Below are 15,937 nucleotides of genomic sequence, written 5' to 3' on the forward strand. Positions count from 1 at the left end.
CATTCACCACACGACCGAGGAAAAGACATGCGAGTTTCGACGACCTGGATCAAGCAACTGATGGCGGCCTGCCTGCTCGGCATCGCCGCGACGTCGTGGGCGGCGTCGTTTACGTTCACCGTCGACGGCAAGATCGACAAGAGCAACCAGCCCGGCAAGGCCGTCTACGTCTTTTCCGAACAGGCGCTGATGGCGTTGCCGCAGCATTCGATCACGACCTCGACGAGCTGGACGCCGAAGGCGACCTTCACCGGCCCGCGGCTGTCCGACGTGCTGAAGATCGTCGGCGCGCATGGCACGAAGATCGAATTCCGCTGCATCGACGAATACACGTTCACGATTCCCGCATCCGACGCCGACCGCTACGGCGTGATTCTCGCGCGCACGATGAACGGCAAGGTGCTCGACAACGACAACTACGGCCCGCTGTGGATCATGTATCCGCGCGACCAGTTTCCCGACGAGCTGAAGACGCCGCTCGGCGAAGCGAAGTTCGCGTGGCAGATCATCGGCCTGACCGTGAAATGAAGCGCGGGCGATGGCGCAATAGAAAAATCATCCTCGTCCTGGGATTCGTCTGGCTCCTGGGATTCGCCGCCTGGGCGTTCCTGCTGTGGGACCTGCTCGCGACCTCGGTCAACGAGGGCGTGCTCGAAGGGCCGCGCGAAGGCGTGTTCTGGACCGCGTCGCAATACCGGAACGTCTATACGCGGTTCGACCGTCAGTTGATCCTCTACGCGACGCACCAGGACGACGACTTCGACCGCGTGCAGATGCAGCTCGACAGCCTGTCGGTATCGTTCGGCTTTCTGGAGCGCCCGTCCGAAGTGTCCGAATACTGGCTGCGGATCCCGCGGGCGCGCGCCGAGATCGCGACACTCGGCGAATTCATGACGCGCCTGAAGCGCGAGGTGCCGCTGCTGCGCGACGCCCCGCAAAACGCGCCGCGCGTGATCGCGGAAGTCAGCGCGTACTGGCCGCAAGTCAACGGCCTCGCGAACTACTTCCGCGCGATCGAGATGGCGCAGCGCGACTTCACGTTCCATCAGCTGAAGGCCAAGCAGCGCGCAATCCTGATGCTTGGCAGCGTGCTCGGCGTGCTGCTGTGCGCGCTGTTCCTGCTGCTGTTCTATACGATGCGCACGCGCGACGCGCTGCTCGACCGGCAGAACGCGGCGCTCGACGCGGAACGCAAGGCGTCCGACCGCGCATTCGAGATGATCGAGGCGAAGAACGCGTTCCTCGGCATGGTCAGCCATGAACTGCGCACGCCGCTGCAGGCGATCTGCGGATCGATCGAGATCCTGCTCGCGCGCCCGCAGTCCGACGCGAACCTCAAGACGATCAGGCGGCTGCAGAATTCCGCGTCGTCGCTCGAAGCGCTCGTCAAGGACCTGACCGACTATATCAAGCTGCGCTCGACCAAGCGGCTCGCCGAGACGGAGCCGATCGGCATCGCCGCGCTGCTCGGCGAGGTGCTCGACCCGTTCCGCGCCAGGATCGACGCGCAGCGGATCGCGGTCACGTCGCACGTCGCGCCGTACGATCTCGCGATCCGCTCCGATCGCAAGCTGCTGCGGCAGATCCTGACGAACCTGATCGAGAACGCGGTCAAGTACACGCGCGGCGGCACGATCGCCGTGTCGATCGCGCTCGCCGACGCGCCGGCCGGCCGGCAGCTGAAGATCGCCGTGCGCGATACGGGCGTCGGCATCGCGAAGCAGCATCTGTCGAAGATCTTCGAACCGTTCTACCGCGCGAACGATGCGGCCGGACTGAGCGTCGACGGCATCGGGATGGGGCTCGCGGTCGTGCGCGAAATCGTCACGACGCTGCGCGGGCATGTGGAGGTGCGCAGCGTCGTCGGCGAAGGCAGCGAGTTCGTCGTGACGCTGCCGGTCGAGGTGCCCGACTTCGGCGAGACGCCGGGCGAAGCGCCCGCACTGCCGGACGCCGCCGCGCAGCGCCATCGGCGCGCGCTCGTCGTCGACGACAACGACAACGCGCGCGAAACGCTCGGCGCGATGCTCACGGCGCTCGGCATCGAAGCCGACCTGTGCGGCACCGGGCAGGAAGGCGTGACGCGCGTCGGCGACGGCGGCTACGACCTCGTCGTGCTGGACCTCGAACTGCCGGACCTCAGCGGCTTCGACGTCGCGCGCCGGATTCGCGCGGCGGCCCGGCCCGCAGACGCGCGCGCGCCGGCGATCCTCGGTGTCAGCGCGTATGAGTCGGCCGCGCTGCGCGACAACAGCCAGGTGTTCGACGCGTTCCTGCCGAAGCCCGTCCATCTGCGCGAACTCGGCGCGCTCGTCGAGAAGCTGCTCGGCTGAGCGCGCCGGCCGCTCGCTGCGCGTTCACTCGCCAATCAGGTGCAGCACAATATCCCGCCGGTGCGCGGCGCGGCGATGCTCGAACAGGTAGATCCCCTGCCAGGTGCCGAGCACCATGCGCCCGTGCTCGACCGGGATCGACAGCTGCACCTGCGTGAGCGCCGTGCGCAGATGCGCGGGCATGTCGTCGGGGCCTTCGGTGTCGTGCTCGTAGCGGGTGGCATCCTCGGGCGCGAGCGTCGCGAAGTAGCGTTCGAGATCGCGCTGCACCGACGGATCCGCGTTCTCCTGGATCAGCAGCGATGCCGACGTATGCCGGCAGAACACGGTGAGCAGGCCCGTGCGGATCGCCTGCTGGTCGACGAACGCGCGCACCTGCGCCGTGAATTCGACGAGGCCGCTGCCGCGCGTGTCGACACCGATATGCGTGATCGCCTGTTGCATGCGCATCACCTCAGGCCAGCGCGGCGAAGCCGTCGGCCTCGATCTGCCGCGCATCGGCCGGACGCACGACGCGCGCGACTTCGACCCCGTCGCGCAGGAACACCAGCGTCGGCCACAGCTTCACGCCGAATGAGCGGCCGAGCGGGCGGCCGGGGCCGTCCTCGATCTTCAGGTGACGCACGGCGGGATGCGCGGCGAACGACTCGACGATCGACGGCTGCGCGCCCGCGCAGATGCCGCACCAGTTCGCGCCGAATTCGATGACGGTGGCGCCGGCGAGCGCGTCGACTTCCGCGCGCGTGGGCGCGTCGGAGGAATAGCGTTGCGGAGTGTGCATCGGGGCTCCTCGTGTACCGTTATGAACCTGGCCGCGTCGTGCCGGAAGACGCGGCCTGCGATCTCCTACTGTAGCGGAAAAGCACGCCCGACGCCGGCTCTCGGCCGATCGGCCGAGGGCCGCGTGCGTCGGCCATATCGCCGCGTCCGATCGGATAAGATACGGCCCGACCTTTATCGAACCGACGGAGTGTTTTCAGTGATTCAACCGACCGCAGTCTTCAAGGACAATCTCGCGCAACTGCCGGCCATCGACGGCATCGCCCGCATCGATCTCGTCGGCGCCAACGGCGACGTGGTCGCCAGCATCGAGAACCAGCCCGGCAAGCAGGGTTCGCTGGCGGTATACAACTATCTGAAGCAGGCGTTCGGCACGCTCGACGCGAAGGCCGCCGAGCATGGCCTCGCGGTGTTCGCCGAACACACTGCCGACGCGCGCAACCGCCCCGGTGCGCACCCGAACGTCGATCGGCTGCTTGCGATCGTCGCGGGCGGAGAAGCGCTGCGCATCGACGTCGTGGCGAAGGGCTGAACCTTTGAGAGAACATGGACACGCGCGAGTCGTCGCACCGACGCCGCGGGCGAGCGAAGGGCACGCCGCAGCATGCCGCATGCCTGACAGCGACACCCGGCCGGCAACCCGCGCTCGTCGCATCCGCGTTCTTTTTCGTTGAGACAGCCCGCGTGCTCCGCTTCATGTTCCGGCTCCCCGCCTGCCGTCTCGCGTCGATCGCGGCCGTGGCAAGCGCCCTGTTCAGCGGCACGGCGTCGGCCGAAACGCTGCGCACGGCATCCGATATCGCCGGCGCGGCGCTGGTGCCGCTCGGCGCGCTCCCGCGCTCGCCCGAGAACGGTTCGCTCGACGCGTTCTGCGCACGCTATCGCGTAAAGCCGACCACGGCGGCCGGCCGCGCCGTCGCGAAGCTCGACTGGATCGTGACGTCCGAAGCGCCGCTCGGCCGCTACACGGTCGTCACCTTCGCGAGCGGCTTCAAACCCGGCACGAGCGCGATCTGTTACTCGCGCAACGGCAACGTCAGCGTGTTCGACGGCACGACGCTCGTCGCGCTCGGCTATACGGCCCGCCACGCGGACTGGCAGCTCGGCGCGGCCGAACCGCTGGAAAGCGGCGCGCTGCTGATCTGGGGCGGCGACGGTCCCGCGCCGCCGGTCGGCGAACTGCGCGAGGAAAATGGCGGCTTGCGCCTGACGGAGGTCGCCGCCGAACACACGTACTGCCACGGCCGCGCGGTCGTGCCCAACGTGTACGGCAAGCCGCTCGATGCGTCGCGCAGGATCCTGATCGCGCATGGATGGCAGCCACTGCGCCCGCGCGAGAAGCCGGACCCGGCGGACGGCGCGGCGACGCTCGCAAGGCACGGCATCGTCGAGGCCGAAGCCTGCTCCGGCACCGGTATGGGATATTGCGCGCTCCGATATCGAAGCGCAGCCGGCGTGCTTGGCGTGACGACGGCCGGCGGCGAACCGGACAAACCGTCGGCGAACATCGTCGTCGATTACCAGGTCGCCTGCCGCAAGCCGTAGCGGCGTGCGACGAGAGCGGGTGCGCGTCGATCGTCGCCGTATCTGCGCGTGTCGCCCGACACCGTGCGGCCTCCCCTTGCGGAACGCCACCCGCTGCACCGCGTTGCCGGCCCCTTCCCCGTTCGGCCGATTGACCCGGATCGCGCCCGCTCCTACACTGAGGTCCCTTTTACGCCGTCTCGGCAAGAGGGCCCTCCATGATCGATCTCTCCACGCTCGCGCTGTTCTCCGGCGCCTGCCTCGCACTGACCGCCACCCCGGGCCCCGACATGCTGCTGATCGCGTCTCGCAGCGTAAGCCAGGGTCGCCGCGCGGGCTTCGCGACGCTCGCGGGCATCCAGGCCGGCACGTACTGCCACGCGCTCGCCGCCGCGCTCGGACTGTCGCAGCTGTTTCTCGCAGTGCCGATCGCGTACGACGCCGTGCGCTTCGCGGGCGCCGCGTATCTGCTGTATCTCGCGTGGAAAACCTTCCGCTCCGACGCGACCGCGCTGTCGCCCGTCGCATCGCCGCGCCGTCACTCGAGCGCCGCGATCTTCCGCCAGGGCCTGACGACGAACCTGCTGAATCCGAAGATGGCGCTGTTCGTGCTCGCGCTGTTCCCGCAGTTCGTGCGGCCCGAACACGGCTCGATCGCCGTGCAGATCCTCGTGCTCGCGACGGTGCTCAACCTGATCGGGCTCGTCGTGAACGGCGCGGTGATCCTCTCCGCAAGCCGGCTGAGCCAGCGGCTCGGCGCGCGCCGCCGTCCGTCGAAGCTGCCGCAATACCTGCTCGGCACGGTATTCGTCGGGCTCGCGGCACGGCTCGCGGTGGCGGGGCGCAACTGATCGTCTTCCCGTCCCGCGTGCGCGAGCAAGCCTGATAGCCATTCGGACGACTGGCCGGATCAGGCTCGTCCGCCAACAATCAGGTTCGCATCGTCAACGAAGCACCGGCGCAACGTCCCGCGTTTCCGGTGCCTCCCACCTCTCGACCAGGCCACCCGCGCCATCGGCGCGACGGCTCTGCTTCTTGCACGGAGATAACACATTTGTTACCATGCGAACCTGCGCTTTGAAATCCGGTTTTTCAGCGAGCGTGTCGAGGCAGGCATTTTTGCCTTGCCGAAGACGTTGATCGCGCGGTTCTTCGCACTCGCCGACCGGATGGAACGGTACGGCCCGAATCTGGGCGAGCCTCACACCCGGGCGATGGGCGACGGGTTGTATGAAATGCGCCTGAAGGGGGCGGAAGGCATCGCCCGTGTGTTTTACTGCGCAGTCGTCGGCGAGCAGATCGTCATGCTTCACTGCTTCGTGAAAAAAACCGCGAAAATGCCGTTGAAAGAGCTGGATACCGCGCGCCGTCGATTGAAGGAGGTTCGAGATGGCAACCTATAAGGAACTGCGCGAGCGCGCGCTGGCCGATCCGAAGGTACACGCCGAGTATCAGCGGTTGAATCGCGAGGAATTCGCGCTGCTCGATGCCATGCTTGCCGCGCGGCGAGCCGCCGGTCTGTCGCAAGCCGATGTTGCGGAGCGCATGGGCACGAAGGCGCCGGCCGTCACGCGACTCGAACGCTCGCTTGCGACAGGCCAGCACTCGCCGTCGATCGAAACGCTGCGCAAGTATGCGGCCGCCTGCGGCAAGAAACTCGTGATCACTTTCGCCTGAGCCGTCCCCAAGCCGGGCAGCATCGGCCGGCCTTCAGCGCGTCGCGCCGAGCGCCACGCGCAGACGCTCCATCAGCTGCGTGTAATGCCGCAGCACCTCGTCCTTCGGCACGACGTTCGTCGTCGCGAACCGCTCGGACCACGCCGGCTTCCATTCATACGAGCCGTGCACGCTGCGATCGCCGTCGGGCGCCTGGATCAGTGACCGGATCCGCGCGTCACGGCCCGGGCCCGTATGCATGTCGAACAGCGCGTGGATATAGGCGTGATACGCGTCGTACACGTCGTCGTCGAACAGGTATCGGTAGATATGGAACGTGCGGTCGAGTTCGCGCTTCGCGCGGATCACGTCGTCCGGCGAGATGTCCTTCCAGTAGCCGATCCACGTGTAGAAACACAGCAGCGCGTTGAGCTGCGGCGCAACCGCGTCGTACAGCGCGAGCCGCTTCTCGATCAGCCGCTGGTTGGTCCACTGCACGAGCTCGAGCCGCTTCAGCCGCCGCGCCACGAGCCAGCCGAGGCAGGCCACCGACAGCGGCGTCAGCACGCCGAGCACGAGCTTGACGATTTCCAGCGAATTCCACGGGTTGTTGATGGGCTGCATGGGTGGCTCGACAAGAAGAAACGCATCCGCGACGACGCATGACCGGGCGCGCGGCGCCGCCTGCCCGATCGCGTCGACATCGACCGTTAGTTGCTTGCACATCGAACGCCGCGCGGCGTTCGATTCACTTGATTCCTCAGTGTATCGGGCAATTGTCACCAAGCCATGACCGTTCGTCGACGCCTCGCCACGCGCTAGGTCGGCAGCGCCGACGTGAGCTTGACCTTCTGCATCGGGATGTCGGTCTTCACGCTCAGCACGCCGGGGATGCGCGTCAGGTATTCCATCTGGAAGCGCCGGTAATCGTCGATGTCGGCCGCGACGACGCGCAGCAGGAAATCGCAGTCGCCCGCCATCAGATGGCACTCGACGACTTCCGGCATCTGCTGGACGGCGTCGGCGAAACGGTTCACGGATTCCGCGTCCTGCCCCTTCAGCCACACGCGCGTGAAGATCGTCAGCCCCTTGCCGACCTTCGCGGGGTTCAGCACGGCCACGTACTTCTCGATCACGCCCGCTTCCTCGAGCAACCGCACGCGCCGCAGGCACGGCGACGGCGACAGCCCGACCTCGTGCGCGAGTTCCACGTTCTGCATGCGGCCGTCGCGCTGCAGCGCGCTCAGGATCCGCCGGTCGATAGCATCCAGCTTCATTGGCATCCGATTCCAAGAAATTCGCGAATCACGCGTTCAATGCCAAATTCTCCGAAAAACATAGCCACAACGCAACCCGATTCGAGTCAAAAAAGCAGACAATTCCTCTCCCGAAGGAGGAGTAATGAGCAGTAGCGTTTCAACGTCGTCCGGGCTTCGCGACAAGCCCGCGTATCTCGCCGAGATGGGCCGCGGATTGCGCGCGGCGCTGCCCGTCATGCTCGGTTTCGTGCCGTTCGCGCTGGTGCTGGGCGCGCAGGCCGCGCAGAAAGGGCTGAGCCTGTTCGAGGTGCCGATGATGACGGGCCTGAACTTCGGCGGCGGGTCCGAATTCGCGGCGATCCATCTGTGGACGTCGCCGCCGCATATCGCACTGATCGTCGCGATGTCGTTCCTCGTGAATTCGCGGCACATCCTGATGGGCGCGGCGTTCGCGCACTATATCCGCCGCCTGCCGCGCCGCCGCGCGTTCGCCGCGCTGTTCTTCATGTGCGACGAGAGCTGGGCAATGTCGCTCGCCGATGCGAAGGCGCGCTCGGACAGCCACATCAGCGTGCCCTATTACGCGGGCATCTGCGCAGGGCTCTACCTGACCTGGATCTCGATGACCACGCTCGGCGCGGCGGCCGGCCCGACGATCGGCAACGTCGAGCAGTACGGCTTCGACATGGCGTTCACGGCCGTGTTTCTGGTGCTGCTGCGCGGCATGTGGAAAGGAATGCGCGCGAGCCGGCCGTGGTTCGTCAGCCTCGTCGTCGCGGCGGCCACGCATCTGGCCGTGCCCGGCGCGTGGTATGTCGCGGCCGGCGCGTGCGCGGGGCTGATCGCCACGCTGCTGTGGGAACCGGAGCCGCGCGATGCCTGATTTCGCCACTGTCGCGACCATCGTGCTGATGGCGTCGACGACCTACCTGTCGCGCGTGCTCGGCTACGTGATGCTGCGCAACCGCACGCTGAGCCCGCGCATGGCGGCCGTGATGGAAAACGTGCCCGGCTGCGTGCTGATCTCGGTGATCGCGCCGGCCTTCGTGTCGACGCGCCCGGCGGACCTGCTCGCGCTCGGCATCACGCTGGTCGCGGCCACGCGCCTGTCGATCCTGCCGACCGTGATCGTCGGCGTCGCATCGGCCGGCCTGCTGCGGCATCTGCTCGGATAACGCGATACAACCCCGCCGCGATGCGCCGCCCGAGCCGGCGCGCGCGGCCCACCGATCGACCGACGGGCGCGCAATGCGCCCGTTTTCGCCTGCGCACCGACGGCGCGGGACGACACGCGACACGGCAGGATGCTAGCCTTGCGGACATAGGCCACGATGCAGCCCCTGTCATTGCCCCACTTCGCGAGGATCGTCCCGATGCAAGAAACCCGCCCGCTGTTCGACCGCGTCCTGCTCACCAACGACGACGGCTTCGACGCCCCCGGCCTCCGGATACTCGAACAGGTTGCCGCGCAGCTCGCGCGCGAAGTATGGATCGTCGCGCCGGCGGAGGACCAGAGCGGCACGTCGCATTCGCTGAGCCTGCACGAACCGCTGCGCGTGCATCACAAGGGCGAGCGCCGCTTCGCGGTGCGCGGCACGCCCGGCGACTGTGTCGCGATCGCGGTCAGCCACCTGATGAAGGACGCACGCCCCGACGTCGTGCTGTCCGGCGTGAATCGCGGCGCAAATCTCGGCACCGAAACCGTGTTCTCGGGCACCGTCGGCGCCGCGATGACGAGCATGCTGGTCGGCGTGCCGGCGATCGCGCTGAGCCAGGCCTTCACCGACCGTCACGCAGTGCCGTGGAACACGGCGCTCACCCACGCGCCGGACGTGATCCGCCGACTTGTCGCGGCCGGCTGGGACCGCGACGCGTGCCTCAACGTGAACTTCCCCGCGTGCGCCGCGCAGGACGTGCGCGGCCTGAAGCCGACGAACCAGGGGGCGGGCACGCTGCAGGGCGTCGAGATCGTGTCGGGCCGCGATCCGCGCGAGATCGACTATTACTGGCTGAAGCTCGCGCGCGCGCCGCATGACGATGCGCCGGAGTCGGAAACGATCGCGCTCGGCGAAGGGTATGTTGCCGTCACGCCGCTGAAGTTCGAGCGCACGCATGACCATGCGCTCGCGCAGCTGCGTTCGAAGCTCGCGTGACGCGCCGTCCGGCCCACGGTCGCCGATGACGCGCGGTCGCACCGCGCGTTCCGCGATGCCATGACGCCGGCCGCGCGCGCAGGCAGCCGCGATCGCGCACGCCGCCACACGCGAACACCGGCTTGCCGGCCGGCACGACGTCACGTCAGGTTCAATCCACCGTCGAGCATCACGATCTCGCCCGTCACATAGTCGGACGCGACGAGCATCGCGACCGTCTGCGCGATATCGTCCGGCGTTGCCGCGCGGCGCATCGGTGCATGCTCGCGCCACAGCCGCTGCGCGTCGGTCCAGTCGGCCGTCAGCGGCGTATCGACCAGCCCCGGCGCGACCGCGTTGACGCGAATCGCCGGCGCGAGCGTGCGCGCGAGCAGCCGCGTTGCATGATTGAGCGCGGCTTTCGCGGCCGCATACGGAATCGACGCGCCCTTCGGCCGCACGCCCGCATGCGAGCTGACATTCACGACGCAGCCGGGCCGTCCGCGCGAGGCAGCGTCGCGCAATGCGGCTTCCGCCGCCGCGACGAGCCGGAACGGCGCGATCACGTTGATCTCGTGCATCTCCCGCCAGACTTCGGGCGTCGCGGCCACGAGATCGTCATGCGCAATCACGCGGCTGATCCCCGCGTTGTTGACCAGCACGTCGAGTCGCCCGCGCACGGCGATCGCGTCGCGGATCAGCCGCACGCGCTGGGCGTCGTCGGCCAGATCGGCCTGCACGTAGGCCGCCTCGCCCAGTTCACGCGCCATCGCGCGACCGGTGTCGACCGAGCTTCGCGAATGCAGGATCACCGCGTAGCCGTCGGCCGACAGGCGCCGCGCAATGGCTGCGCCGATGCCCGAGGTCGAGCCCGTGACCAGCGCGACCGGACGCGCGTGACCGCCGCTCATGCGGCGCCCGGCGCGGGCAGGTCGACGTACTCCTCGAGCTTTCCGGCCACGTACAGTCGCTTGCCGCTTCTCGGGTATTCGCACACGTCGTGTTCGAGCCGCTGGCCGACGACGATCAGCTCCAGCGGCACGTCGCCGGTGTTCTGCAGCGTGTGCGCCTCGCCGCGCCGCGCAAAGCCGAGGAAATCGCCGGGCCCGACCGCGTGGCTGCGCTCGCCGATCGTCACGGTCCCGGTTCCGGACAGCACGTACACGCATTCCTCCTCGTACAGGTGCCGGTGATATTCGGCGGACTCGTGGCCGGGCATCAGCGTGATCAGGTGAAAACCGAGCTGCGTGAGGCCGGTCAGGTCGCCGAGCGGTTTCCTGAGACGCACCGCATTCGCGTTCAGCGGATGCACGGCGCGGTCCGGTTCGAGCTTCGCGATATCGGCGGCCTTCAGCAATTCCCTGGGTGGAGTCGACATGGGTGTTCTCGCAAGATTGACTACGGTATCGATCGAACCCGTCGGCCGCGCGCGGACGGCGGCCACACCGGCGCTGCGCGTCAGCGGATCAGTTGGCGGATGCCGAGCCCGACGATCAGCACGCCGCATACGCGGTCGGCCCAGCGCTTCGCGCGGCGATACGCGGCCGCAATCGCCGCGTGCGACAGCACGAGCGCAACGAGCCCGTACCAGCTCGCGGCCGTCACGCCGACCGTCGCGAGCATCGCGAAGAAGGTCGCGGACGAAACATGGGCCGGCGCGGCCGACGAAAACACGGCCGCGAAGAACGCGATGGACTTGGGATTCGCGAGATTGGTCGCCACGCCCTGCAGGAACGCGGCCCGCCCGCCGGCGGATCGGGCGTCCGGCGCGCCGGCAGCCGCGACCGCGCCCGACGACAGCAGCAGCCGCATGCCGAACCAGATGAGGTAGCCCGCGCCGGCGACACGCACGATCATCGCGAGCCACGGAAACAGCGCGAACACGAAGCCGATGCCGAGGATCGCGCAGCTCGCCCAGAACAGGTTGACGGTGACGACGCCGCCGACGAGCGCCAGCGCATCGGCGCGCGTGCCCGAGGCGGCGCGATGCGCGACCGCGACGAAGTTCGGGCCCGGCGACACGACACCGGCGACATAAACGGAAAAAACCGTGGCAACAGCGGCGGAGTCGACCATGCGGGCAGGCCTTTGCGTGGGGCGGACAGGGGATGGATCGGCGCGCCGCGAACGGCGTGCCGGCTATTGTCCGATATTTTCGGGCGCGGCGCGACGCGATCGGGCGCGACCGGTCCGACCCGCGATCGCCCGTGCGGCGATCCGCCCGTCAGCGCACCCGCAATGCCGTCAGCAACGCGATGAGACGATCGACATGTTCGTCGCCGGTGCGCCACGACGACACGCTGATCCGGAACGCGGGCCGCCCCTGCCATACGGTCGGGCCGAACCACACGTCGCCCGACGCCTGCGCGGCCTCGAGGATCGAGACGGTCTCGTCGTCGGTGCCGGCGCGCACCAGCACCTGGTTCAGCACGACGCGGTTCAGCACGTCGTAGCCGGCCGCGCGCAGGCCGTCGGCGATCCGCGCCGCCTGCGCGCAGTGCCGGTCGACCATCGTTGCCACGCCCGCGCGGCCGAGCGTGCGCAGCGCGGCCCACACGGGGATCCCGCGCGCGCGCCGCGAGAATTCGAGGTTCAGGTTCTTCTGCGCGTCCTGCGCGCCGCTCAGATACACGGCGTCGCTGTTCATTGCGGTCGCGAGCGCGGCCGCGTCGCGACAGATCACCATCGCGCCGTCGTACGGCGTGTTGAGCCACTTGTGGCCGTCGGTGGTCCAGCTGTCCGCGCCGTCGATGCCTTCGGTCAGCGCGCGCTTCGACGACGCGCGCGCCCACAGGCCGAATGCGCCGTCCACGTGCACCCATGCGCCGGCCGCCTTCGCGCGCGGCACCAGCGCGGCGAACGGATCGAATTCGCCGGTATTCACCTCGCCGGCCTGCAGGCAGACGATCGTCATGTCGTCGAGCGGCGGCATGCGGGCGGGATCGATGCGGCCGTGCGCGTCGACCGGCGCGACGACGAGGCGCTTCATCCCGAAGCCGAGCACGCGCAGCGCCTTCCTGACCGTGATGTGCGCCAGCTCGGAGATCGCGACCTTCACTTCCGGCGCGCCGATCAGGCCGTCCTCGTCGACATCCCAGCCCTTGCGCGCGAGCAGCGCGCGCCGCGCGGCGACGAGCGCGACCAGCGTGCAGGCGGTCGCGCTCGTGCCGAAGCCGACCGCGCTGTCGGCCGGCAGCGCGAGCGCGTCGACGACCCAGCGCGCGGCCTGGCGCTCGATCGTCGCGGCCACCGGCGAGTTCGCGAATGACGACGCGCACTGGTCCCACGCGAGCATCAGCCGCTCGGCCGCGGCCGCCGCCGGCAGCGCGGCGCCGATCACGAAGCCGAAATAGTTCGGGCCGTTCGACGCGACGGTCGCGGGCGACCCGCGCTCGTCGAGCAGGCGCAGCATGTCGTCGGCCGGTCGGCCGTCGTCCGGCAGCGGCTCGTCGAAGGCGGCAAGGCCCGCCAGCGCGGCGGCGTCGGGAAACGCGCGGCGACGGTCCGTCGCGGCGAGATACGCGTGTGCGCGCCGGTCGGCGTCGGCAAGCAGTGCTGATTCGTCCATGTCGTTGGCCTCGGCAAATGTCAGAGTTGCGAGAGATCGCGGCCCAGCCGCTCGAGCGCGGCGTCGATCCGCTTGTAGTACGTGAACTTGCCGACGCGCGTCGCGCGCACGAGCCCCGCGTCCGCGAGGATGCGCATGTGGCGCGTGGTCGTCGCCGGCGCGATGCCGAGCTTCTCGGTGATGTAGGTGCAGCACACGCCGAGTTCGTCGATATCGCCATGCGGTTGCGGCGGGAAATGCTTGCTCGGCTGCTTGAGCCAGCGCATCACGGCCAGACGGCTTTCGTTGGCCAGTGCGCTGATGCGGGTGACGTCGTCCATGGTTCGGCCTCGCTTGACGTTTCGAATATTAGCTAAATGACGAAACGTGGACAAGCGGATCGGAGCACGGTTTCGCGCGGCCATGCCGTTCGGTCGATGGAGGCAACTGCCGACGCGCAGGATTCGACGCTGCTGCATCGGCGCCCGCGATGCGGTCTCGTCGATGCGGGGTGGACGGGCCGCGCTCTCGCCGTCGGCCGCGCGCGGTTCAGGTCGCGGCCAGCGCCTGCGCCAGCCTGTCGATCAGTACACGCACGCGGCGCGGCTGCACGGCGCTCCCCGGATAGACGATCTGCAGATCCACGTCGCCCGGCGAGAACGCACGCAGGATCTCGACGAGCGCACCGGACGCCAGATCCTGTTCGACGTCGATCAGCGACTTCAGCGCGACGCCATGCCCCGCGATGCACCACGCACGCACGAGCGCACCGTCGTTGGCGATGCGGCGGCCGCGCACCGTCACGCGCCTCGGCTCGCCGTCGACCAGAAACGGCCATTCCGCATAGGGCGACTGGCCGAAGCGCATCACGATGCAATCGTGCGCGGCGAGGTCGTCCGGATGCCGCGGCGTGCCGTGCGCGGCGAGATACGCGGGCGACGCGCACACCACGCGCCGCGAACGGCCGAGCGAGCGACTGCGCAGCGCGCTGTCGGCCAGCGTGCCGCGCCGGATCGCGAAATCGAGTCCCTGCCCGACGAGATCGACGAAGCCGTCGCCGAGATGCAGGTCGACCGTCACGGCCGGATGCTCGGCGAGGAACGCGTCGACGACGGGCACCACGCGTTCGCGGCCGAGATCGGCGGGCGCGCTCAGGCGCACGGGGCCCGACAGCGTCTGTACACCGAGCCGCACGCGGCTTTCCAGTTCGTCGGCTTCGGCGAGCAGCCGCCGCGCCCCGGCGACGAGCGTGCGGCCTTCGTCGGTCAGGCTGATCGCGCGCGTCGTGCGCGTGAGCAGCGCCGCGCCGTAGTAGCGCTCCAGCGCGCCGAGCCGCTCCGATACGGTGGCCGGCGACAGGCCGACCTCGCGGCCGGCCGCGGCCAGCCCGCCCTTCTCCACGATGCGCAGGAACAGCGCCAGGTTGTCGAGCAGCATTCTTCGCCTCTTCCGAATGATATTTTCGAAGCCAGCCCAATTATCCGAGATATCCGGAAGCGATAAAGTGGCTCGGACGATTGTTCTCGCGCGCGGCTCGCCGGCGCTTCGATCACCTACTCAAGGAAATCCGCGATGGAATACCGCACCCTCGGCCGCTCCGGCCTCCAGGTTCCCGTGCTGAGCTTCGGGGCAGGCACATTCGGCGGCACCGGCCCGCTGTTCGGCGCGTGGGGCAACACGGGCGTCGACGAAGCGCGGCGCCTGGTCGACATCTGCCTCGAAGCCGGCGTGAACCTGTTCGACACGGCCGACGTGTATTCGGACGGCGAGTCCGAACGCGTGCTCGGCGCCGCGATCAAGGGACGGCGCGACCGGGTGCTGATCTCGACGAAGACGGGCCTGCCGACCGGCGACGGCCCGAACGACGCGGGCACGTCGCGCGCACGGCTGGTGCGCGCCGTCGACGACGCGCTGCGCCGCCTCGACACCGACTACATCGATCTGCTGCAGTTGCATGCGTTCGATGCGGCGACGCCGGTCGAGGAAGTGATGTCGACGCTCGACGCTCTCGTGCGCGCGGGCAAGCTGCGCTATATCGGCGTGTCGAACTTCGCGGGCTGGCAGATCATGAAGTCGCTCGCGGCGGCCGACCGGCACGGCTGGTCGCGCTACGTCGCGAACCAGGTCTACTACTCGCTCGTCGGCCGCGACTACGAGTGGGACCTGATGCCGCTCGGCGCGGACCAGGGCCTCGGCGCGCTGGTCTGGAGCCCGCTCGGCTGGGGGCGGCTCACCGGCAAGATCCGCCGCAACGCGCCGCTACCCGCCGGCAGCCGGCTGCATGAAACGGCCGCCTACGGGCCGCCGGTGGATGACGAGCGCCTGTACGACATCGTCGACGTGCTCGACGGGATCGCCGAAGAAACCGGCAAGACCGTGCCGCAGATCGCGCTGAACTGGCTGCTGCAGCGGCCGACCGTGTCGTCGGTGATCATCGGCGCGCGCAACGAGGAACAGCTGCGCCAGAACCTCGGCGCGGCGGGCTGGGCGCTGACCGACGCGCAGATTGCGAAGCTCGATGCGGCGAGTGCGGTGGAAGCGCCGTATCCGCATTTCCCGTATCGCCGGCAGGAGGCGTTCGCGCGGCGCAATCCGCCGATGCGGGGGTGAAGCGGCTGGGGCGCGTCGAATTCTGTAGCCGCGGGGACACAAAATCCGCGCCCTACCGCGTTCTTGTATCTCCGGGGCCACAATTCCGAGATGGTA

The 15,937-nt window shown here is 68.6% G+C and carries 21 protein-coding genes; 11 read left to right on the plus strand and 10 right to left on the minus strand.

The genetic code is table 11. The features are described from left to right. Positions 1-27: 27 nt before the first annotated feature. Positions 28-528 (plus strand): molybdopterin-dependent oxidoreductase, encoded by a 501-nt coding sequence (locus WS57_RS11770; protein ID WP_009691386.1) that lies wholly within the window; start codon positions 28-30, stop codon positions 526-528. Beyond that, positions 525-2,333 carry a hybrid sensor histidine kinase/response regulator AtsR gene (atsR, locus tag WS57_RS11775; protein ID WP_009691385.1) on the plus strand — a complete coding sequence of 603 codons (1,809 nt, stop codon included), beginning with the start codon at positions 525-527 and terminating at the stop codon, positions 2,331-2,333. Before WS57_RS11770 ends, atsR begins: the two co-directional genes overlap by 4 nt. Positions 2,334-2,357: 24 nt before the next feature. On the opposite strand, the gene WS57_RS11780 is transcribed toward atsR, so the two are convergent. After that, the gene (locus tag WS57_RS11780) at positions 2,358-2,777 is read right to left on the minus strand and encodes a secondary thiamine-phosphate synthase enzyme YjbQ (RefSeq protein WP_009691384.1); all 420 of its coding nucleotides are present in this window, start codon (positions 2,775-2,777) and stop codon (positions 2,358-2,360) included. Between the two features lie 10 nt (positions 2,778-2,787). After that, the gene (locus WS57_RS11785) at positions 2,788-3,114 is read right to left on the minus strand and encodes a thioredoxin family protein (protein ID WP_009691383.1); all 327 of its coding nucleotides are present in this window, start codon (positions 3,112-3,114) and stop codon (positions 2,788-2,790) included. Positions 3,115-3,312: 198 nt separating this feature from the next. On the opposite strand from WS57_RS11785, the gene WS57_RS11790 reads away from it, so the two are divergent. The 5 genes from WS57_RS11790 (at position 3,313) to WS57_RS11810 (ending at position 6,314) form a co-directional block, all read left to right on the plus strand. Beyond that, positions 3,313-3,645 carry a DUF2322 family protein gene (locus WS57_RS11790; protein ID WP_009691382.1) on the plus strand — a complete coding sequence of 111 codons (333 nt, stop codon included), beginning with the start codon at positions 3,313-3,315 and terminating at the stop codon, positions 3,643-3,645. Between the two features lie 164 nt (positions 3,646-3,809). Continuing rightward, the gene (locus WS57_RS11795; protein ID WP_059604418.1) at positions 3,810-4,658 is read left to right on the plus strand and encodes a hypothetical protein; all 849 of its coding nucleotides are present in this window, start codon (positions 3,810-3,812) and stop codon (positions 4,656-4,658) included. A 197-nt stretch (positions 4,659-4,855) separates the two neighbouring features. Further along, entirely contained in the window at positions 4,856-5,488 is a 633-nt protein-coding gene (locus WS57_RS11800) for a LysE family translocator (protein ID WP_009691379.1), read from the plus strand. A 273-nt stretch (positions 5,489-5,761) separates the two neighbouring features. Next, on the plus strand, positions 5,762-6,040 hold the full coding sequence (locus WS57_RS11805; RefSeq protein ID WP_009691378.1) for a type II toxin-antitoxin system RelE/ParE family toxin: 279 nt from the start codon (positions 5,762-5,764) through the stop codon (positions 6,038-6,040). Beyond that, on the plus strand, positions 6,027-6,314 hold the full coding sequence (locus WS57_RS11810; RefSeq protein ID WP_009691377.1) for a helix-turn-helix domain-containing protein: 288 nt from the start codon (positions 6,027-6,029) through the stop codon (positions 6,312-6,314). Before WS57_RS11805 ends, WS57_RS11810 begins: the two co-directional genes overlap by 14 nt. A 33-nt stretch (positions 6,315-6,347) precedes the next feature. Here WS57_RS11810 and WS57_RS11815 read toward each other — a convergent pair whose 3' ends face one another. Beyond that, positions 6,348-6,917: a hypothetical protein gene (locus WS57_RS11815; RefSeq protein WP_009691376.1), complete on the minus strand. Its 570-nt coding sequence runs from the start codon at positions 6,915-6,917 to the stop codon at positions 6,348-6,350. Positions 6,918-7,111: 194 nt separating this feature from the next. Next, positions 7,112-7,570: an Lrp/AsnC family transcriptional regulator gene (locus WS57_RS11820; protein ID WP_009691375.1), complete on the minus strand. Its 459-nt coding sequence runs from the start codon at positions 7,568-7,570 to the stop codon at positions 7,112-7,114. A 124-nt stretch (positions 7,571-7,694) separates the two neighbouring features. Here WS57_RS11820 and WS57_RS11825 point away from each other — a divergent pair, with 124 nt between their 5' ends. From WS57_RS11825 to surE, 3 genes are all read left to right on the plus strand, one after another. After that, a complete protein-coding gene (locus WS57_RS11825; protein ID WP_009691374.1) occupies positions 7,695-8,435 on the plus strand; it encodes an AzlC family ABC transporter permease in 741 nt (246 codons plus the stop codon). Beyond that, a complete protein-coding gene (locus tag WS57_RS11830; RefSeq protein WP_009691373.1) occupies positions 8,428-8,727 on the plus strand; it encodes an AzlD family protein in 300 nt (99 codons plus the stop codon). The genes WS57_RS11825 and WS57_RS11830 overlap by 8 nt, the downstream gene beginning before the upstream one ends. A 198-nt stretch (positions 8,728-8,925) precedes the next feature. Further along, positions 8,926-9,705 (plus strand): 5'/3'-nucleotidase SurE, encoded by a 780-nt coding sequence (gene surE, locus WS57_RS11835; protein WP_069244246.1) that lies wholly within the window; start codon positions 8,926-8,928, stop codon positions 9,703-9,705. A gap of 140 nt (positions 9,706-9,845) precedes the next feature. Here surE and WS57_RS11840 read toward each other — a convergent pair whose 3' ends face one another. From WS57_RS11840 to WS57_RS11865, 6 genes are all read right to left on the minus strand, one after another. Further along, positions 9,846-10,595, minus strand: coding sequence for an SDR family NAD(P)-dependent oxidoreductase (locus tag WS57_RS11840; protein WP_059516156.1), 750 nt, complete (start codon positions 10,593-10,595; stop codon positions 9,846-9,848). Further along, on the minus strand, positions 10,592-11,062 hold the full coding sequence (locus tag WS57_RS11845; RefSeq protein ID WP_059516158.1) for a cupin domain-containing protein: 471 nt from the start codon (positions 11,060-11,062) through the stop codon (positions 10,592-10,594). The genes WS57_RS11840 and WS57_RS11845 overlap by 4 nt, the downstream gene beginning before the upstream one ends. Positions 11,063-11,142: 80 nt before the next feature. After that, entirely contained in the window at positions 11,143-11,760 is a 618-nt protein-coding gene (locus WS57_RS11850) for a LysE family translocator (protein ID WP_069244247.1), read from the minus strand. Between the two features lie 148 nt (positions 11,761-11,908). After that, the gene (locus WS57_RS11855; protein WP_069244248.1) at positions 11,909-13,252 is read right to left on the minus strand and encodes a pyridoxal phosphate-dependent decarboxylase family protein; all 1,344 of its coding nucleotides are present in this window, start codon (positions 13,250-13,252) and stop codon (positions 11,909-11,911) included. Between the two features lie 20 nt (positions 13,253-13,272). Next, on the minus strand, positions 13,273-13,572 hold the full coding sequence (locus tag WS57_RS11860) for an ArsR/SmtB family transcription factor (protein WP_009693403.1): 300 nt from the start codon (positions 13,570-13,572) through the stop codon (positions 13,273-13,275). Positions 13,573-13,780: 208 nt separating this feature from the next. Continuing rightward, positions 13,781-14,668, minus strand: a complete 888-nt coding sequence (locus WS57_RS11865) for a LysR family transcriptional regulator (protein WP_059516164.1) — start codon at positions 14,666-14,668, stop codon at positions 13,781-13,783. A gap of 135 nt (positions 14,669-14,803) precedes the next feature. Between WS57_RS11865 and WS57_RS11870 the strand changes: the two genes are divergently transcribed. Next, the gene (locus WS57_RS11870; protein ID WP_069244249.1) at positions 14,804-15,841 is read left to right on the plus strand and encodes an aldo/keto reductase; all 1,038 of its coding nucleotides are present in this window, start codon (positions 14,804-14,806) and stop codon (positions 15,839-15,841) included. Positions 15,842-15,937 lie beyond the last annotated feature (96 nt).

The sequence above is a fragment of the Burkholderia pseudomultivorans genome, assembly GCF_001718415.1.
GTDB lineage: Bacteria > Pseudomonadota > Gammaproteobacteria > Burkholderiales > Burkholderiaceae > Burkholderia > Burkholderia pseudomultivorans_A.